Raw genomic sequence first — 20,009 nt, 5'->3', positions numbered from 1 at the left:
CAATGAGCGCGGTTGCAATCGAGAGCGTCAATAAGAAATACGGCAACGTCACGGTCTTGCAGAATATCGATCTGCATATTGAAAAGCGGGAGTTTATTGTCCTCGTCGGGCCTTCCGGCTGCGGAAAATCCACACTATTACGGATGATCGCCGGGCTGGAGGAGGTTGAGAATGGGCGAATTTTGCTCCAGGGGAGCGATATCAATGAGATACCCGCCAGCGAGCGCGATATTGCCATGGTTTTCCAGAGCTATGCGCTTTATCCGCATATGAGCGTGGCGGAGAACATGGGCTTCTCGCTGAAGATAAAAGGGGTGAAAAAGCAGGAAATTACCGGGCGGGTCAACGCTACTGCCGAAGCGCTACAGCTTACGCCGCTGCTGGCGCGTCACCCGCGCGAGCTCTCCGGTGGTCAGCGCCAGCGGGTGGCAATAGGTCGGGCGATGGTGCGCAACCCCGAGGTCTTTTTGTTCGATGAGCCGCTGTCGAACCTCGATGCCAAGCTGCGGGTGGATATGCGCCTTGAGATCAAAAAACTCCACCAACAGCTGGACGCCACGATGATCTACGTGACCCACGATCAGATAGAGGCGATGACCCTCGCCGATCGGATCGCCATTATGAATCAGGGGCGTATTGAACAAGTGGCGACCCCGCTGGAGCTATACGACCAGCCGCGTAACCTGTTTGTCGCCTCATTTATTGGTTCGCCGGAGATCAACCGCGTATCCGGTCGCATTTCTGACGATGGCGAAGGTTTTGTCAGCGATTCCGGTCTGCTTCTGCCGCTGGCGGATAACCTGGCGCATCTTGCCGGAAGGGCGCTGATTTACGCCATCCGACCGGAGCACTTTGTTCTCAATTCTGCTGATGGTCTGCCTGCTGAGGTTGACGTTACCGAGCCCACCGGTGTGGAAACCCTGATCAACGCCCGTCTGGGCTGCGAAACCCTGACTTGTACCTTCCGCCAGCGGCTTGAACTCCAGCCGGGCGATAGCATCCGCCTGCTGCCGGATGTTCGCCACATTCACCTGTTTGATGCCGAAAGCGGCGAAAGAATTCCCCTGACTAAGGAGCAATAATGCGTACCGTCTTCCTGCTGTTTGATTCACTGAACCGTCTGGCTCTGTCGCCTTACGGTGGTCAGCATGTGCCAACACCGAACTTTGACCGTCTGGCGCGGCACTCAGTGGCGTTCGATCGCCACTATGTCGGCAGCATGCCGTGTATGCCCGCCAGACGCGATATGCAGACCGGTCGCCTGAGTTTTTTGCACCGTAGTTGGGGGCCGCTGGAGCCCTTTGATAACTCTTTCCCTGAGCTGTTGTATCAGCAGGGGGTCTACAGCCATCTGATCACCGATCATAACCACTATTTTGAAGATGGCGGCGCGACCTATCATAACCGTTATGATTCGTTTGAGTTTATTCGCGGTCAGGAGGGCGACCCGTGGAAGGCGATGGTGCAGCCGCACTGGGAGCGCCTGCGGGAAAAATACCATCCCTCGCAGTTTGCAAACGGACGGCGGGATTTAAAAGCGCGCAATATCATCAACCGGGAGTATATCCGCGAAGAGAAAGACTTCCCCTCGGTGCAATGCTTTGCTCGTGGCCTGGAGTTTCTGGATACCAATCGCCATGCTGACAACTGGTTCCTACAAATTGAAACCTTCGATCCGCATGAGCCATTTACCGCCCCGGAGCGTTTTTATAATGTGATTAACACCGACTGGACCGGGCCGGTTCTTGACTGGCCGCGCTATGGTCGCGTCGATGAATTACCGGAAGAGGGCGAGGAACTTCGCGCCAATTACTATCGGCTAATTGCGCTGTGCGATTCGCTGCTTGGCGATGTGCTGGATTATTTTGATCAACACGATCTGTGGAAGGACACCGCGCTGGTGCTCTCCACCGACCACGGTTTCCTGCTGGGCGAGCATGACTTTTGGGCGAAAAACCGCATGAACATGTACGAGGAGGTGGCGCATATTCCGCTGTTTATTCACCATCCTGAGTACGCGCACTTTGCCGGGCAGCGCAGGCAGGCTCTGACCCAGACGCCGGACCTTGCCGCCACCTTCCTTGATATTCACGGCGCGAAACGCCCGGCGGAGATGCAAGGACACTCGCTGCTGCCGGTTGTGGCGCAGGATCGGGCGCTACGGGAGGGCATTCTCTTTGGCTATTTCGGCGGGGCGGTCAACGTGACCGATGGCCGCTATACCTACCACCGCTACCCGGAAAACCTCAGCGAGCAGGAGATTTACCAGTACACGTTGATGCCAACGCATATCACCTCGCGTTTTAGCACCGAAGAGCTGGCGGATACCACGCTGGCTGCACCTTTCCCCTTCACCAAAGGCGTTCCACTACTGAAAGTGCCGGTTATCGATACCTCGCCGATGTATAACAACTACGGCCCGGGATCGCTACTGGAAAAAGAGACTCGCCTGTACGACCTGGCTGAGGACCCGGGGCAGCTCGCCCCGCTGTACGACCCGGTTGTTGAGCAGCAGCTTAGCGAGTTAATGGTCGATTTAATGGCGAAAAATGATGCGCCGCCGGAAGCCTTTGAGCGGCTGGGGTTAACGCCCCAGGACGTCTCTTCTGAGGTTTAACCCACGGTGTGACGGCCCGCTGACATGCGGGCCATAAACAGTAAGCGATGCTCCCATGAACCAACCGAATATTTTATGGATATGTACCGATCAGCAGCGTTGGGATACGCTTTCCTGTCTTGGGACGCCCGGCGCGCAGACGCCGCACATTGATAACCTTGCCGCTGCCGGAGTGCTGTTTGAACGCGCCTATGTGCAAAGCCCAATCTGTACCCCCAGCCGGGCATCGTTTCTGACCGGAATGTACCCGATTGCGCATCAAATACAGCGCAACGGTAACCGCCGCTTTCCTGAGCACCTGCATCTGTTGCCTCGTTCATTTCAGCAGGCGGGATATCGCACCGGGCTGATTGGTAAGTTGCATCTTTCCGCCAGTCAGCACGGCGTAGAGCAGCGCCCCGACGATGGCTACGATGAGTTTTACTGGAGCCAACATCCGCACCCGGACTGGTCGGAGGGTCACGATTATCAGACGTGGTTGGAAGAGAAAGGCGTCGATCCGCAGGCACTATACGCCCACGCGCAGGGCGCGATTTATCCAGGAGTTGAGGCGGAATTTCACCAGACCACCTGGGCGACAGAGCGGGCGCGAGAATTTATCTCCCGCCATCAGCAGTCGCCGTGGTTCCTCAGCATTAACCTCTACGATCCGCATCCGCCGTTTGACCCGCCGCAGGCATATTTGCAGCGTATTGATGCGGATGCCATTCGCCCACCGCTGTTTGCCGAAAGCGATCTGGCCCATCAGGCGCGCTTTACGCGGGTCGACCAGCAGACCAAAAAGGCTGTCAATCCGAATGCGGCGGTAGAGGGTGAAAGCCTGCAAGGCAGCCATGACACGCCGCCGGAATCCTGGGATGCGAAGGCCATTCGCGCGGCCTATTTCGCTATGATAGCTCAGATAGACGATTTGGTCGGTAGCCTGACCTCGCTGCTTGATGAGAGCGGGCAGCGGCAGAATACGCTGGTTATCTTTATGAGCGATCACGGAGAGATGCTGGGCGATCACGGCCTGCTCTACAAAGGCTGCCGCTTTTATGAAGGGCTGGTGCACGTGCCACTGATCGTTTCGTGGCCGCAGCGTTTCGCGCCGCAGAGGCGCTCGAATGCCTTAGTCGAGCTGGTGGATATTCCTGCAACGTTACTGGAGAGCGCGGGGCTGACCATACCGCCACAGAACCAGGGGCAATCGCTGTATTCGTTGCTCAGGGGTGACAGCGCGCTGCATCAGCATAAGCCCTATGTGCTGAGCGAATATTTTGACGCGCTTGGCTTTCCCGGCAGCATCGGTTCGCGCGCCAGTATGTATTTTGATGGTCGCTATAAACTGATTGTTTATCACGATGCTGAAGAGGGGGAGCTGTTTGATTTAGATAACGATCCGCATGAATTTCATGACCACTGGCACGACCCGCAGTTTAAGCCGCTCAAGGCGCAGCTTATCCAGCAGCATTTTTCCGCCATGATGAAGGTGAGCGGCGCAGGGCCGGAGCGCATCAGTGATTTTTAGCCCGGCAGGGTAACCTGCCGGGTGCTTAATGCATCAGTTTGGATAGCAAATCTGTTCCGGCTGGCGCTGCAAAATAATGTCGCCATGGCGAATGGAGGTCAGCACTTTGGCCTGGCGGCGCACGGCGTCATAGTCGTTTTCCGCATCAAGGATCAGCAGGTTCGCCGGACGTCCTTCGGCAATACCGTAGTTATCGCCCAGGCACAGCGCCCGGGCGCTGTTATCGGTAATGAGATCGAGGCAACGCTGCAAATCTTCATACCCCAGCATATGGCAGATGTGCAGCCCGGCGTCGAGGATGCGCATGATATTGCCGTTGCCCAGTGGATACCACGGGTCCTGAATGGAATCCTGAGCAAAGCAGACGTTGATCCCGGCGCGGTCCAGCTCCGCCACCCGCGTCACGCCACGCCGTTTCGGCCAGCTGTCAAAGCGCCCTTGCAGATGAATGCTTTCGGTCGGGCAGGAGATAAAGCTGATTCCCGAGGCTTTTAGCAGGCGGAACAGCTTCGAACAATAGGCGTTATCGTAAGAGCCCATCGCGCAGGTATGGCTGGCGGTGACCTGCGCGCCCATGCCGCGAACCCGGGCTTCTTCCGCCAGCACTTCCAGAAAACGCGACTGCGGGTCATCGATTTCATCGCAGTGCACGTCCACCAGGCAGCCATGGCGCTGGGCCAGATCCATCAAAAACATGACTGAGCTAACGCCCTTGTCGCGGGTATTTTCGTAGTGCGGAATGCCGCCTACCACGTCGGCACCCATCTCAATGGCGCGGGTCATCAGCTCGCGCCCGCCGGGGAAGGATTCGATGCCCTCCTGCGGGAAGGCGACGATTTGCAGGTCAATAAGATGGGCCGCCTCCTTTTTTACCCTCAGCATGGCTTCCAGCGCGGTCAGGGAGGGGTCGGTGACATCAATATGGGTACGCACGTGCTGTACGCCGTTATCGCGCAGCATACCGATCGTTTTCAGCGCGCGCTGGCGCGTATCTTCAACCGTGACGCTCTCTTTACGCTGGCTCCAGCGGGCGATGCCCTCAAACAGCGTGCCGCTCATATTCCACTCCGGTTCGCCCGCCGTCAGGGTGGCGTCGAGATGGATATGCGGTTCGACAAACGGCGGGATCACCAGCTTTTGCTGCGCATCGATATCGTTGGCGTCAACCGCCTGTGCGGCTGCCTGCACGGTGATGCTTTTAATCAAACCGTCCTGGAGATCCAGGGTATAGAGCGCTTCTTTATGGCGCAGGCGCGCGTTGATAATTTTCATGGTTGTTCCCGTAAATGGTTTTGCGACATACGCCAGATAGCTAAAGCGACCGAGGCGTTGAGATGAAATTGCGGATGGCTGACCGGATAGCCTGTCAGCTTTTCAATTCGTTGGATGCGCTGATGCAGCGTGTTGCGGTGAATCCCCAACCGCTCGGCGGCCCTGACCACGTTGCCGCTCTCCTGAAGCAGCGTTTCCAGCGTCTCCATTAATAGCCACGGACTTTTGCGGTCGGGTTCGATCAGGCAGCCGAGAGTGTCATGCATAAAGTCGGTTAGCAGCCCAGGGTCGCTGACGGCGGAAAGCAGCTTGATAAAGCCCAGTTGCTGATAATCGCTGATGCGTTGGGCCGGACGCAGGTTATCGCTGAGATCCAGCGCCTGGCGCGCCTGCGACAGCGCGCGCTGATATCCCTGTAGCTGCTGCACCGGTGCGGACAGTCCGCACAGCAGCGACAGCCCATCGTTACCTTCTGCCAGCGTCAGCAGCCACTGTTCTAACCACTTTTTCTGTTGATAAAACTCGCCTTCTTCGTCCGGGATCAGGAAGAGAAACATATTGCTGCGCTCGACCAGCGGAAAAGGGTTGCCCTGCTGATTGAGCTGCTGCTGCAAGCGCTGGCGCACGGTGCGGCGGGCCTGCTGGAGCCAGGCTTCGGCCTGCTCGGGCGGAAACTGGCGAAACAGGCGCGCTATCCCCTCAAGGCGCAGCGCCGCTACCCGCAGCGGTCGGGTAAAATCCAGCTGCTGGTGGAGCGCGCGCTGATGCAGGATTTGCAGGTCGGGATAATCACCGGTTAGCAGCTGCAGCAGAATATCGCGCTGTGATTGCAGAGCATTCTCGCTGCGTACCAGCGCGGTGCCGATGCGCTCGGTCACAATCACCATCTTCAGCAGATAGGGCTGCTCGATCAGCGGAATGCCCAGCTCGTCGGCCAGCGCGATCAGCCGCGGTGGGATCGTGTGGATATAAGCGTCGCCGGTCAGGATCACCATTCCGGCGATCCCGCGCTGCTTGCCTTCCATCAGTAAATGAATCAGGTTGTTTTCATCGCGGGGATGGTTGATCCCGGTGATAAACACCAGTTCCCCGCCCATGATCCACTCGGCGATATTTTCATTTTCCGCCACGTAGTACCAGCGAACCGCCAGCTGCAATCCCTGTTTACCCGCGCGCAGGCGCATGGCGGAGAGCCCGTCCAGCGCGAGGATTTCATTGACCGTCAGACTCATGGTTACTGTTCCGCAACTGAGTCAGCGGCGGGCTGGCGTTTGCTCAGGCGGATCAGGGCGATGTAGACCAGCGCGGAGACGGTAATCCCCACTAGCGGCGCGATCCACGGCGACAGATAAGCCACCACCGCGCCGACGGCGTAGGCACTGAGCCCCAGCCAGTTAAAGCGCGGCAAGCGGGCGGTTTGCAGCAGCGGATAGCGCCCGCCGCGATAGAACCAATAGTCGGCAAGAATGACGCCGCCGATGGGCGGGATGATACTACCGAGCAGCACCAGGAACGGGATCAGCATTTCGTACATCCCGCCAATGGCCAGCAGAATGCCGACGCCAGCGGCGACCACGGTCAGGGTACGGCGGCGTTCGCTGCGCAGCAGATGGCAGGCGGCAGCCGAGACGTTATAGATAGTCGGCCCCTGAATCGTCAGCAGGTTGAGGCACAGCATCACCACCGCGGCGACGGACAGCCCCTGTAAAATCAGCACTTCTACAATGTCGGCCTGCTGGTAGACGATGGCGCACCACGCCCCGGCAACAATCATCAGCCCGTTACCGACGAGGAAGCTGCTCATGCTGGCGATGATAGCGGTGCGGCTGGAGTTAGCCAGACGGGTCCAGTTCGTCGCCTGGGTCGCGCCGCTGGCGAAAGTGCCGAACACCATGGTGATCGCCGCCGACCAGGTCATGGTTTCGCCCGGTTCGATTTTGGTCATCGCCTGCCAGCCGCCAGCGTGATGGGCGGCAAGATACATAGAAACTACCAGCAGAATAAACATCAGCGGCACCGACACGCGCGATAGCGCATCCAGCCCCTTGTAGCCCACCAGCGCGGTCACGCAGAACAGGATCCCAAACAGGATCATCAGCGGAATGGTCATCGCCTCGGGCAGGGCGAGGATTTTGACCAGCGAGATAGCGACCGTCGCGGTACCCCAGGCGTACCAGCCCAGTTCGGCGAAACCGAGAATAAAATCGGCGAGCTTGCTGCCAATTTCCCCAAAGCAAAAACGCCCCATAAGCACGGTATTCAGCCCGCTGCGCGCGGCAATCCAACCGAGCGATGCGGCGTATAGCGCCAGCAGAAAGTTACCGATAACCGCAATCCATAGCAGGTTCACAATCGAAAAAGAGACGCCAAGCTTGCCGCCTGCGAACATCGTGCCGGTAAAAAAGGTGAAGCTGAACAGGACCATGGAGATCGAAAATACGCCTTTGCGCCCTGAGGCAGGCGCTTCGACGAGCGGAAAATCATTGCTGTTTGACATTGTGGAACCTCTGAGTGGCTATCCGAATGGCGATGCCAGAGGGGTAGCAAGAGATATGCCAACAAAATCGGGGCAGGGGTAACACGGATATATGGGCACTATGCACATAAAAAGGCGCTATTTAGCCGATGTTTGCCATAAATGTGTGCACGGTGACATGTTTCGCACCGCCGTGGGGCAGTGGGATTGAGCTATTGAGCGCATTCCTGTCGGGTGGCGGCTGGCGCCTTACCCGACCTACAAATGATGCCAATTTCGCGTCGTTTTCTGGCGGAACGATCCCCTATTTTTTGGGCAGCGTGCAGTTGGTAATGTTGGCATCATGAAGACATTCAATTTCTTTATTGTTAAAAAAGTAATTTCATATGCAATTCTATTATAACTATTCATAATGTAAGTCTTTTCTGAAATATTGTTCACTTGAACGGGCAGTGTTAGTATCGGGTGAATAGCCATTTAGACGGCTAAAGAACCTTTCTCCAGGCTATTTTATTGGCCATTTTGGACCTGGGCAGTGCTCACACTCCTCACGTACTACGTGTACGTTCCGGGTGTTCCGCGCTGTCCGTGTCCAAACTGCCTGCAACAATAACGCCTGACCGTAAAGGTTCTCAAATCAACATCGCTAAACTAAGGAACTGCTATGTGGCAAGAAAGACTCGCGCAACTGGTCACCACCTGTCATTGGATCGGCGCGAAAGGCTGGGCTCCGGCCACCGGCGGCAATATGTCAGTGCGTCAGGACGAGACCTGGTGCTGGCTCAGCGAGTCGGGACGCGATAAAGGCAGCCTGACGAAGGAAGATTTCCTCCAGGTTGAGATCGCCAGCAATAAAGCGCCTTCCGGGCGTAAACCTTCCGCCGAAACCGGCCTGCATACGCTGGTGTATCGCCTGTTCCCGGAGGCCAACGTTGTACTGCACGTGCATACCGTCAACGCTACCGTGCTGTCGCGCATTGAAAAAAGCGGCACCCTGGCGCTGCAGGGCTATGAGATGCAGAAAACCCTGACCGGTCAGCATAGCCACCTTGATACCGTACCGGTGGCGATTTTCGATAACGACCAGGATATCGATGCTCTGGCGGCGCGCATTGAAGACTATGCGCAGACCAACCCGCTGCGCTACGGCTTCCTGCTGCGCGGCCACGGCCTGACCTGCTGGGGCAAAGACATTAACGAGGCCCGTCGTCAGCTGGAAGGACTGGAATTTCTGTTCGAGTGCGAGCTGATGCGTCGCCGCTACGAGCGCGACTAAATTTCTCTCCACTAACGGGTCAGGCATGGATTTTTATCTCGGAATCGATATCGGTACCTCACGGGTCAAAGCGGTGCTGTTTGATGAACATTTTCAGGCGTGCGCCAGCGCGGCGCAAAATACCGGCCCGCGCCTGTTGGCCAACGGTCACGCTGAGCAGGATATGGCCCAGTTGTGGCAGTCGGTGGTGGAGATTCTGCGCGAGATTGCTCAGCATCCGGCGCTGCAAAAAGGGCGTTTATGCGCAATTGGCCTTGCCGGGCAGGGCGAAGGCGTTTGGCTTAGCGACGCCGAGGGCGAACCGGTTGGGCCGGGTATCCTGTGGAGCGATACCCGCAGCCGCGAGCTGATGAGTGAACTGCTCAACCGCCCCGGTTTTGACCGCCGTTTCTTTGACGATACCGGCACCCATCTGCAACCCTGCAACACCAGCATGCAGCTATGCTGGCTCAAACATCATCAGCCCGAACGGCTGGCGGCAGCCCGCTATCTGTTTTTCGCTAAGGACTGGATCCGCTTTCGCCTCACTGGCGTTGCAGCGCTGGATCTTACTGATGCCAGCACCTCTTTGCTTAACCAGCAGAGCGGAACATTATCCGGGGTTGTACTCAATGAGATGGGGCTGACGGATTTAGCCCATCTGTTCCCGCCGCTGCTGGCACCGGATGCTCAGGCAGGTACGCTACGGGAAGAGATCGCGGCGCTGACCGGGCTTCCCGTTGCTACGCCGGTGGCGGCTGGCGCGCTCGATGTGTGCAGCGCGGCGCTTGGCTGCGGCGCGGTGAACGACGGAGACATCTATACTATTCTCGGCACCACCTGCTGCACCGGCATCGTCTGCCATGGTCGTCAAACGGTCAACGAGGGGACGCGCTACGTCACCCACACCGAGACGGGCAGCTTTATTAACCTTTTTCCGATGCAGGCCGGAACGCCAAACATCGACTGGCTCCAGCAGCAGATTTCGCTGAACCCCGATTTACAGCAGCTGGAACAGAGCATCGCCAGCGTTGAGCCGGGCAGCGGCGGCGTCTTCTGGCAGCCCTATCTCAACGGCGAACGCGCGCCGTTCTTTAGCCCCGAAGCGCGGGCCGGGTATTTTGGTATTAGCCAGCACACCACTCGCGCGGAGCTACAGCGAGCAGTATTTGAAGGACTGGCTTACGCCATCGTCGACTCGCTTCAGGGTTATCCGCAGGGCGGTGAGCTGTACCTGACCGGCGGCGGGGCGGCGTCAGCGACCTGGCTGCAAATTATTGCCGACTGCACCGGCAGAACGGTGGTTTCCAGTACTTTCAACGAGCTTAGCGCGCGCGGAGCGGCGATTCTGGCGGCGCGCAGCGTCGATGCGCTGACCCGCTACCCCGCACTTGAGCAGACTCGTTACCAACCTAATCCGCAGGCGCATACCCGTTACGCTGCGCTCTATCCGGTTTATCGCCTGCTGCGTGAGCAGATGCTCCCGGTCTGGCAGGCTCGCCACGAGGCGCTTCAACGTATTTCTCAGGAACAACGCATATGAAAATTGTTTTTACCGCCGAACACGCCGGCGATCTCAGCGCATTTCAGCAACTGGGTGAACTGCGAGTGGAAGGTTGGGCGCTGGGTAAACCGAAGCTGAGCGCAGGCCAGCTGATTGAGCTGGCCCACGACGCTGACGTACTGGTGACCAGCTACGATGATGTGACGGAAGAGGTGATTGCCGCTTGTCCGCGTCTGCAGGTCATCGCCTGCACCCGCGCCAATCCGGTGAATATTGATACCAAAGCCGCGCAGGCGCGCGATATCAGCGTACTCTATACGCCGGGCCGCAATGCGGACGCAGCAGCAGAGCTGACGCTGGGGATGATGTTAAGCCTGGCGCGGCATATTCCGCAATCGCACGCGGCGCTGAAACGTGGTGAATTCACTAACGCCGAGAACGCCGCCCAGGCCACCCAGAGCGGGCTGCGCCGCGATGTGGTGTGGGACGTCAGCCCGGAAAGTCCTTATGAAGTGTTTAAAGGCAGCGAGCTGCGCAATAAAACCCTGGGGCTGATCGGCTATGGCAATATTGGCCGCCGCGTGGCGCGTATTGCCCGCGCCTTTGGCATGGCGGTGCTGGTGGTGGATCCGTTTGTCGCCGCCGAGGATATCAACGAGCCGGGGCTACAGAAAACAACGCTTGAGGGGCTGTTCCGTGAGGCGGATATTGTCAGCCTGCATCTGAGCAGTGGTCCGCACAGCGATGGTCTGGTGAACGCACAGTTATTGAAGAGCATGAAGCCGGGGGCGCTGCTGATTAATACCTCGCGTGCTGCGGTGGTGGATGAAGAGGCGTTAATTAGCGCACTACGCCACGGCCCATTGGGCGGCGCGGCGCTGGATGTTTATCATCGCGAGCCGCTGTGGCGCGATCATCCTTTTGTTACCGAGTTTGATAACGTGATTATCACCCCGCATATCGCCGGGGCGACGAGAGAAAGCATCGCTAAACATACGGCGATGATTGCTGCCGACCTTCAGCGCTATGTTGCCGGGGAGCCGCTGCTCTATCAGTGGCGTTAAGCTTTTTAGCCGCCGCGAGATGCGGCGGCGACGCTTTTTGTCAGCGACGGTTATCCGCCATAAATGCCTGAGTATGCTCCCAGTCGACCACGCCCGCATCCGAGCCCATGCCGGTCGCCACCAGCGCGGCCACCGCAGAAGCCACCTCACATGCCTCTTTGACGCTTAACCCACGGGCCAGCGCGGCAATAAAGCCGCCGCAGTAGCTGTCGCCGCAGCCGGTGGTGTCGACAGCATCGACCCGGTACGGCGCGATATGCTCGACTGCGCCGTCGCGGGTCAGCAGCCAGGAGCCGTTTTCACCATCTTTCAGAATGCAGGTCCCGACGCCAAGTTCGAAGAAAAAGCGGGCGATGTCTTCTGGCCGCGTTTGCCCGCAAAGGTATGCTGCTTCTTCAAGTGAAGGCATAAAGTAGTCCACCGACGGCAGCAGCGGGCGCAGCAGATCGAGGGTGTGCTCATTGGGCGCGATTAAATCAAAGCTGGTGGTGACGCCGCGAGCCTTAGCCGCTTGCAGCAAAAGGGCGCTTTGCCCCTGGTCCATCGCCGCCAGCAGGCCGGTGCCGCCGTGGTGCAGGAAGCGGCAGTCAAGAATCGCGGCGAACTGTTCTTCACTGATGAAAAGCTCATCGGAAGCTCCCCGGCAGTGCAGCGCCGGTCGCTCGCCGTTGGGGCGGATAGGGAGGATCGTCGCCGACGTTTCCTGCTGCGCGGTACGCTGGACCAGCGAACAGTCGATTCCCAGCCGTGCATAGCTGGCGAGGATAAAATCGGCCTTTTCATCTTCGCCGAGGCAGGCCACCGCGGCGGTACGAATGCCCAGCTTAGCGGCATTAATATTGGCTCCGGCGGCGGTTCCGGCGGGGTTCAGACGAATTTGTTCGATAAAGGCCACCCCGCCGCGCGGCGGGATGTCGATAACCGGGCGACCGGCGATATCAAGAATAGTCAGGCCGACAAAGGCGGCGTCAAAGGTTGCCATGAGAGCTCCACTTAACGATGGGTTTGACGCAGGCGCGCCTGCCAGAAGGAGAGGGCCAGCGCGACGACCAGAATCACGCCAACCAGCGCATCTTTCACCAGGTAGTTAAGCCCCATCAGGTTCAGGCCGTTATCAATAATCGCGAGGAACAGCACCCCACCGAGGGTTCCGGCGATGCTGACCCGGCCCAGCCGGTTGAAGGCGGTACCGATAAATACCGCGGCGATAGCGTCCATCAGATAGGCCTGACCGGCCAGCGGCGTAAACTGGCGCAGGTTAGCGGAAAGGATAACGCCGCCGACGGCGCACAGGGCGGAGGCCGCCACCAGCACCCACAACATGGTGCGACGGTCGCGAATTCCGGCGATACGCGCCGCTTCGCCGTTCTGACCGATAGCGCGAACGTATTTGCCGAACAGCGTACGTTCGGTAATCAGCCAGGCCGCCAGCCACAGCACCAGAACAATGACCACTGGCGTTGGAATTCCGGCGATATTGCCGACCGCCAGATCGTGATATTCCGGTGCCATCCGGCGATAAGAGATAGAGCCGCCGCCGTCGGTATAGATGCGCTCGGCGCTGCTGGCGATAAACCAGGTGCCGAGGGTGGCAAGGAACGGACGAATCTGGCAAATAAGGATCAGGAAGGCGTTCAGCAGGCCGATTATCACCCCGCCGAGCAGCGCGCAGCCGACCGCAGCCTGCCACGGCAGGTGCCAGGTTTTCAGCGCTACCAGCGCAAAGGCGGCGCCGAAATCAAGCGCTACGCCGACGGAGAGGTCAATCGCTCCGGCGCTGACGATAAGGGTCATCGCCATCGCCACAATCAGCAGGATGGCGCTGCCCTGCAGCAGGTTCGCCCAGTTATCGAAGGTCAAAAAAACCGGATTTGCCCAGCCGAACAGGGCAATCGCCAGCAGAGTAATCACGCCGAATCCTGCCCGCGACAGCCACGCCAGCGGACTGCTGCCGGTTTGCCCCGTTGATGGGGTCTTGAGCGTCAACTGGCTCATCAGTTGCCTCCTTTATGTCTGACAGCGGAAGCCGCCAGCACCACGAGGATCAGGCCGCCTTTAATCGCGCCCATCCAGAAAATATTCACCCCCAGCAGGCCGAGCCCGTTAGAGAGCGCGTTGACCAGCACCGCCCCGAGCAGCGCGCCCCAGATGGTGACCACGCGACGCCGCGAGAACGCCGCGCCGATAAAGGTGGCGAGGACGGTTTCCAGCAACAACGGCGTTGCCGTACCGCTGGAGCTGCCGGAACCCTGGCTGAGCAGCGGCATAATCGCCAGACCGGCGGCGATCCCCGCCAGCAGCCAGACGATGATAGTCAAACGGCGCACGTTGAGTCCGCTCATCTGCGCCATATCGCGGTTGCCGCCGACCGCCTGTAAATGCTGGCCAAAGCGGGAGTGATGGAGCAGAAACTGAAACAGCGCAAAGACCGCCAGCAGATAGATAAGCGGCCAGGGAATACCGAACAGGTCGTTATCGCGAAAGGCCACCATCAGTGGATCGTTTACCGCGATGCGCCGCTGCCCGGTCAGCAGGTCGGTCAGCCCGGTGAAGGCGACGGAGGTTGACAGGGTTGCCAGCAGCGGCGGCAGGCCCGCCGCCAGCACCAGGGTGGCGTTGACCGCGCCGCAGGCCAGGCTGACGGCAATCAGCAGTAAAAACAGCAGCAAATAGGGGGTATTCCACTCCGCCATGCCGAGGCTCAGAAGCGCTACGCCGAGCACCGCGATGGCGGGCAGCGAGAGGTCGATGCCGCCGGAAACTACGTCATCGCCGCCGACGGCAATCACGCAGACAAGACCGAAGCAGAGGATCGCCAGCGGCACGCTCTGCACCAGCATCATGCTGATATTTTGCCAGCTTAAAAAAAACGGCGACTGGAGGCTGAGCCAGACCAGCAGCGCGAAAAAAAGAATCAGGGGAAATTTTTCGATTAGCGTCGTTATGCCCGCAAGGGGGCGGCGCTGGATACCTGCACTCATACCTGTTGTTCCTGTCCACCGTTGATCGTCACCAGTAGCGCGTCCAGCGTCAGCCCCTGGGTCGGAAGATTGGCCACCAGCTCGCCGCGCCACATCACCAGAATGCGGTCGCAAAGGCCCAGCAGTTCCGGTGCGTCGCTGGAAGAGACCAGCACGCCGCGACCGCGATCCGCCAGTTCGCGGGTGCGCTGATAAATATCGCTGCGTGCGCCGATATCGACCCCGAGCGTGGGTTCATCAAGAATAAATAGCCGCGCGTCTGTGCCCAGCCAGCGGGCGAGAATCGCCTTTTGCTGGTTGCCGCCGCTCATAAAGCGCACCGGCAGTTCCGGGCGACCGGGGCGGATGGAGAGCTGTTCAATCCAGCTGCGCGCTTTTTCCAGTGCCCGCCCTCGGTGTTCCCAGCCGAAGGTGGCGGTGTCCGGCAGCGAGGCAAGGTTAATATTGTCGGCAGTAGAGAAGGGGAGAATCAGCCCCTGATGGCGACGGTCGCGCGGGACCAGCGCCAGCCCGGCGCGGGTGGCCTGATAGGGCGTGCGCAGCCGTTTCGGCTCGCCGTCGATACTAATCGTGCCGCTGCGGGCGCGGCGCAGGCCGTAAAGAAGATCGACCAGCACGTCGCGCCCTGCGCCAAGCAGACCCGCCACGCCGACGATCTCGCCGGGCTGAATATCAAAGCTAATATCGTTTAATTGCGTGCCGTCGCTGAGATGGCGAATCGACAGCACCGGTACGGCGGTATCAACTTCCTGAGCGCTGCTCTGACGCGGGGTATAGAGCTGTTCGATATCGCGCCCGACCATCATTTTGATTAGCGCATCGGTATTTTGCAGGAGTTCACGGTCGGGGTAGCCGACAACCTCGCCGTTACGCAGCACCGTACCGCGATCGCAAAGAGCGGCGATTTCGTTGAGATAGTGGGAAATATAAAGAATCGCGATCCCTTGCTCGCGAAGGCGCAAGATGGCAGAGGAGACAAGGCTGGCTTCCTGTGCTTCCAGCGGCGCGGTGGGTTCGTCGAACACTACCAGCTTTGCCGCGCCGTCAATCAGCGCTCGGGCGATTTGTACCAGCTTGCGCTCGGCAAGGCTGAGATCGCGGATCAGGCGGCGCGGATTGATTTCCAGCTGCCAGCTGTCGCGGAAAAATGCCTCGGTCGCGGCATTCATCCGCCGCCGGTCCAGCGCGCCCCAGCGGGTGCGGTACTCCTGGCCGAGGAACACCGATTCCGCGACGGTAAAGTGCGGGATCAGGTTGAGTTCCTGGTGAATGACGCGAATGCCCAGCGCTTCGATAGCCGCCGGATTGCCGAGCGGCAGAGGCGCGCCGTCGAGCGTGGCGTTGCCGCTATCGGCCTGATAGACGCCCGCAAGGATTTTAATTAGCGTCGATTTTCCCGCGCCGTTCTCGCCGATCAGACCGTGAATTTCGCCAGGGTTCAGAAGCAGCGTGACCGCATTTAATGCAGTCACGTTGGCGAAGCTTTTGCTGATCTGGTTCATCGCCAGACCAGCGGCGGGATTAGCCCCGCCGGAGGATTGAGTGATCACTGCAGTTCGCCATATCCCAGCTGTTTGTAGACCGCTTTCGCTTCCTGCGGGCCTTTCACCGGGACGACAGGGATAAAGGTTTGTACCGGCAATTTCTGCTTGTCGAAGTAGCGGGCGACGTTATCGGCGGAAGTCTGGCCGATCAGATGCGGCTGCTGAGCGACGTTGGCAACGAACGGACTGCCCGGCTCGGCCATGATTTCCAGCGTTTCCGGGCCCGCATCGATGGCGGTGACTTTAACGTCTTTGTCGCGACCAGTCTCTTCCAGCGCCTGGACAATACCGATAGCGGGCTGATCCCAGCAGGCAACATGGATGGCGTCGAGCTTACCTTTTGGATATTGGCTCAGCAGTTCGAGGGTTTTCTTACGCGCATCTTCCGGAGAGTTGGCAAACTGTTCCGCCAGCTCTGGTTGAATAATATGAATATCCGGGTAATCCTTAAGGACATATTTCCACTGGTCATAACGAATGCCGCAAATACGCAGGGAGCTGGAGAAAGCGTTAAATACCGCAACGTTGCCTTTGCCACCTAGCTCATCGGCCATATAACGACCAATGGTCGAGCCTAATGTGTAGTTATCGGAAGTGGTGTTATTGACGGAGTATTTTGAAACGTGGTCAACGGTAAATACCGGAATGCCCGCATCGCGCAGCGCTTTGAATTTAGGCTCAACGGCGCTATCGCCCAGAATGCTAATTACCGCATCGACTTTACGCGACAGTAAAATATCGTGGTTATTGGCATGAACCTGGTTGTCACGGCCACCGTCGACGCCGATCACTTTACCACCGAGTTTCTCTACCTCTTCGGTCGCACCTTTATAGGCTTCACGATCCCAGAAGTGCTGGGTACCGACAACGGCGACGCCGATAGTTTTCCCCTGAAGCGATAAGGCATCGGCCGCCAGGGCGTTAACGGAGGCGAGCGAGAGCAGGCCCAGCGCGATGGGCAATAATTTCATTTTCTGCGACATTCTTATTATGGTCCTGTGATGGAGGTGGCTGCGAAGCAGTAGCATGACAATAACAACTACACAACCTCAAATACAAAATATGTCTAAGTTATATCAACAATGTTATATCGCAGATTTGCCTGAGGAAAACGTAAATTTGTCATCTGTAACCTGAAAATATTTCATGATGCGATTTTATCCATTTTTATTTTGTGGGTTTAATTTGCTTGCAAGTCTTATTTGTTCAAATAAATACTGTTGTTTAATTAAAATTATTCTGTCGCTGTAATATATCGCATTCCGGAATAACTCATAGCTATTCTACGTAGGGAATCCTTTCTCTATAGCAGATTGTATGGTGATATGTATTTTATTCCCAAGATTCGCGCGCTTTATTATGGCGACCTTTATTGGGTGAGAAGAAAACAAGCAATATGAGAAAACAACATAATCTGACCGTGATGCATTGGGGAACCTGGCAAGTACAGGCTCGCGACGGCAAGATTGATGCGGTGACGCCAGTGCCCTGGGATAAAAATCCTTCCCGTATCGGTCAGTCGCTCCCCGATGCGGTCACCAGCAAGACGCGAATTCGGCGTCCGGCGGTGCGTGCGGGTTACTTGCAAAATGGCCCGGCTTCGCGAGAGGGGCGCGGCAAAGAGCCGTTTGTAGAAGTGAGTTGGGAGGTGGCGCTCGACCTGCTGGCCCGCGAGCTGAAGTCGGTCAAAGCACGCTGCGGCAATGAAGCCATTTTCGGCGGCTCCTACGGCTGGGCCAGCGCCGGGCGCTTTCACCATGCCCAAAGCCAGCTGCACCGCTTCCTCAAGTCCTTCGGCGGCTATACCGCCAGCACCAACACCTACAGCAGCGCGGCGGGTGAGCGCATTCTGCCGCATATCCTCGGGCCGCTAAGCCCGCTGCACCGTCAGCACACTCATTTCTCCGAGCTGGCGCGGGAGTGTCAGCTGTTTGTGGCGATTGGCGGCCTGCCGCTGCGTAATTCGCAGGTCAACGGCGGCGGCGCCAACGACCATATGCTGAAATACTGGCTGGAGAAGATGCAGGAGCAGGGAACGCGCTTCGTCAATATCAGTCCGGTGCGTAATGATCTGAGCGCCGTGGAGAGCGCCAAGTGGCTTGCCGTTCGTCCGGGGACCGATACCGCGCTGCTGCTGGCGCTCTGTTACGTTCTGATTGACGAATCCCTGTACGACAGCGGCTTTGTCGCCAGCCATACGGTGGGATTTGCCGCTTATCGCGCCTACCTGATGGGGGAGAGTGACGGCGTTGCGAAAACGCCGGAGTGGGCGGCGGCGATAACCGGCATTGACGCTCCGCAGATTGTTGCGCTGGCGCGTGAGATGGCCAGCAAGCACACGATGGTGAATATTTCCTGGTCGATTCAGCGGGCGCGCCAGGGCGAGCAGGCTTACTGGGCAACGGTAGCGCTCACCGCGCTGCTGGGGCAAATTGGTACGCCGGGCGGCGGCCTGGGGTTTGGCTATGCCTGTACCAATCTGGCGGGAGCGGCGCGTAAAACGTTTTCCGGCCCGCGGCTTCCTGCCGGAAAAAATGCGGTGAACAGCGTGATCCCGGTAGCGCGCCTCTCGGATATGCTGCTGCATCCGGGCGAAGCCTATGAGTTTGACGGCCAGCATCTGCATTACCCTGATATTCGCCTGGTTTACTGGGCGGGCGGCAACGCGTTTCATCATCACCAGGATATTAACCGTCTGTGTGAAGCCTGGCGGCGGCCGGAAACCGTCGTGGTACATGAACAGTACTGGACCGCGCAGGCCAAATTCTCCGATATCGTTCTGCCGGTCACCACCTCGCTTGAGCGGGAAGATATCGGCAGCGGCGGCCACGACGGCTTTATGATTGCCATGAGTGCGCAGATCCCGCCGGTGGGCGAAGCGCGCGATGATTACGCCATCTTCTGCGACCTTGCTGAAAGGCTGGGCTGCGGTGAGCGTTTTAGCGAAGGGCGCGATGCCGGGCAGTGGCTGCGGAAAATCTATGAAGAGTCGCGGCCACGCGCCCGGGAAGAGGGAATTGAGCTGCCGTCGTTCGAGGCGTTCTGGCAGCAAGGGGTGCTGGAATATAGCGCGCCTGAAAAACCGCAGATATTTCTGGCGGATTTTCGCGCCGATCCGCAGCGCTATCCGCTCTCGACGCCGTCCGGGAAAATTGAACTCTTTTCAGAAACCATCGCCGGATTTGGCTATCGTGAATGCCCAGGTCATCCGTGGTGGGATGAACAGGAGGCGGCCTGGCAACGGCAGGAAGCCGCTCGCTGGCCGCTGCATCTGCTCTCCAGCCAGCCGCGTACCCGGTTACATAGTCAGTACGATCACGGTAGCGTTAGCCGGGCGACAAAAATTCAGGGGCGCGAGCCGCTGTGGATGCATCCGCTGGATGCGCAGGCGAGGGACATTAGCGAAGGCAGCGTGGTGAAGGTTTATAACACCCGTGGGGCGATTCTGGCCGGGGTGCATCTTAGCGAGCAGATTTTGCCAGGCGTGGTGCAGATGTCGACTGGTGCCTGGTACGATCCGCTGGATCCAAATGAAAAGGATTCGCTGGATAAACACGGTAATCCTAACGTGTTAACTGAAGATCGCGGAAGCTCGCGGCTGGGGCAGGGCTGTAGCGCCCAAAGCTGCTGGGTGGAAATTGAACCGTGGCGCGAGGCGCTGCCGCCGGTGACCGCTTTCGATCCGCCAAGGTTTATTCGGGCTTAGGCGTCGGGAATTGCCGGGCAGCGCCTTGCCCGGCCTACGGACGGGGTGGGGAGCCCGGACAAAGCGCCTCAGGCGCTGCC

Annotated in this window: 15 protein-coding genes; 7 read left to right on the top strand and 8 right to left on the bottom strand. The window is 58.5% G+C overall.

From position 1 onward, the window contains the following. Nucleotides 1-2 precede the first annotated feature (2 nt). Genes DA718_RS20300 through DA718_RS20290 form a run of 3 tightly spaced genes read left to right on the top strand, consistent with a single transcriptional unit; the run spans nucleotide 3 to nucleotide 4,127 of the window. Complete coding sequence (locus DA718_RS20300) at nucleotides 3-1,082, top strand: ABC transporter ATP-binding protein (RefSeq protein WP_112214553.1); 1,080 nt, start codon at nucleotides 3-5, stop codon at nucleotides 1,080-1,082. Then, complete coding sequence (locus tag DA718_RS20295) at nucleotides 1,082-2,617, top strand: sulfatase (protein WP_112214552.1); 1,536 nt, start codon at nucleotides 1,082-1,084, stop codon at nucleotides 2,615-2,617. The genes DA718_RS20300 and DA718_RS20295 overlap by 1 nt, the downstream gene beginning before the upstream one ends. A 55-nt stretch (nucleotides 2,618-2,672) precedes the next feature. After that, complete coding sequence (locus DA718_RS20290; protein ID WP_112214551.1) at nucleotides 2,673-4,127, top strand: sulfatase family protein; 1,455 nt, start codon at nucleotides 2,673-2,675, stop codon at nucleotides 4,125-4,127. A 33-nt stretch (nucleotides 4,128-4,160) separates the two neighbouring features. Here DA718_RS20290 and codA read toward each other — a convergent pair whose 3' ends face one another. The 3 genes from codA to codB are packed head-to-tail and all read right to left on the bottom strand — an operon-like array spanning nucleotide 4,161 to nucleotide 7,896. Beyond that, nucleotides 4,161-5,399, bottom strand: coding sequence for a cytosine deaminase (gene codA / locus DA718_RS20285; RefSeq protein ID WP_112214550.1), 1,239 nt, complete (start codon nucleotides 5,397-5,399; stop codon nucleotides 4,161-4,163). After that, entirely contained in the window at nucleotides 5,396-6,631 is a 1,236-nt protein-coding gene (locus DA718_RS20280; RefSeq protein WP_112214549.1) for a PucR family transcriptional regulator, read from the bottom strand. The genes codA and DA718_RS20280 overlap by 4 nt, the downstream gene beginning before the upstream one ends. Nucleotides 6,632-6,633: 2 nt before the next feature. Further along, nucleotides 6,634-7,896 (bottom strand): cytosine permease, encoded by a 1,263-nt coding sequence (codB, locus tag DA718_RS20275; RefSeq protein WP_112214548.1) that lies wholly within the window; start codon nucleotides 7,894-7,896, stop codon nucleotides 6,634-6,636. 643 nt (nucleotides 7,897-8,539) lie between these two features. Between codB and DA718_RS20270 the strand changes: the two genes are divergently transcribed. From DA718_RS20270 to DA718_RS20260, 3 genes are read left to right on the top strand one after another with little or no spacing between them, the layout of a single operon-like run. Beyond that, nucleotides 8,540-9,151, top strand: a complete 612-nt coding sequence (locus tag DA718_RS20270) for a methylthioribulose 1-phosphate dehydratase (RefSeq protein WP_112214547.1) — start codon at nucleotides 8,540-8,542, stop codon at nucleotides 9,149-9,151. A gap of 25 nt (nucleotides 9,152-9,176) precedes the next feature. After that, a complete protein-coding gene (locus DA718_RS20265) occupies nucleotides 9,177-10,673 on the top strand; it encodes an FGGY-family carbohydrate kinase (RefSeq protein WP_112214546.1) in 1,497 nt (498 codons plus the stop codon). After that, a complete protein-coding gene (locus DA718_RS20260; protein ID WP_112214545.1) occupies nucleotides 10,670-11,698 on the top strand; it encodes a 2-hydroxyacid dehydrogenase in 1,029 nt (342 codons plus the stop codon). Before DA718_RS20265 ends, DA718_RS20260 begins: the two co-directional genes overlap by 4 nt. A 40-nt stretch (nucleotides 11,699-11,738) precedes the next feature. Here DA718_RS20260 and DA718_RS20255 read toward each other — a convergent pair whose 3' ends face one another. From DA718_RS20255 to DA718_RS20235, 5 genes are read right to left on the bottom strand one after another with little or no spacing between them, the layout of a single operon-like run. After that, the gene (locus tag DA718_RS20255) at nucleotides 11,739-12,680 is read right to left on the bottom strand and encodes a carbohydrate kinase family protein (RefSeq protein WP_112214544.1); all 942 of its coding nucleotides are present in this window, start codon (nucleotides 12,678-12,680) and stop codon (nucleotides 11,739-11,741) included. Between the two features lie 11 nt (nucleotides 12,681-12,691). Beyond that, a complete protein-coding gene (locus DA718_RS20250; RefSeq protein ID WP_112214543.1) occupies nucleotides 12,692-13,693 on the bottom strand; it encodes an ABC transporter permease in 1,002 nt (333 codons plus the stop codon). Beyond that, a complete protein-coding gene (locus tag DA718_RS20245) occupies nucleotides 13,693-14,679 on the bottom strand; it encodes an ABC transporter permease (RefSeq protein ID WP_112214542.1) in 987 nt (328 codons plus the stop codon). The genes DA718_RS20250 and DA718_RS20245 overlap by 1 nt, the downstream gene beginning before the upstream one ends. Next, entirely contained in the window at nucleotides 14,676-16,181 is a 1,506-nt protein-coding gene (locus DA718_RS20240) for a sugar ABC transporter ATP-binding protein (RefSeq protein WP_167492887.1), read from the bottom strand. The genes DA718_RS20245 and DA718_RS20240 overlap by 4 nt, the downstream gene beginning before the upstream one ends. Nucleotides 16,182-16,225: 44 nt before the next feature. Continuing rightward, a complete protein-coding gene (locus DA718_RS20235) occupies nucleotides 16,226-17,206 on the bottom strand; it encodes a sugar ABC transporter substrate-binding protein (protein ID WP_110273311.1) in 981 nt (326 codons plus the stop codon). Nucleotides 17,207-17,619: 413 nt separating this feature from the next. On the opposite strand from DA718_RS20235, the gene DA718_RS20230 reads away from it, so the two are divergent. Beyond that, entirely contained in the window at nucleotides 17,620-19,929 is a 2,310-nt protein-coding gene (locus DA718_RS20230) for a molybdopterin-dependent oxidoreductase (RefSeq protein ID WP_112214540.1), read from the top strand. Nucleotides 19,930-20,009: the final 80 nt, after the last annotated feature.

Source organism: Klebsiella huaxiensis, assembly GCF_003261575.2.
Classification (GTDB): Bacteria; Pseudomonadota; Gammaproteobacteria; order Enterobacterales; family Enterobacteriaceae; genus Klebsiella; species Klebsiella huaxiensis.
The sequence above is the reverse complement of the archived record's forward strand: the minus strand, read 5'-3'. Positions and strand labels throughout refer to the sequence as shown.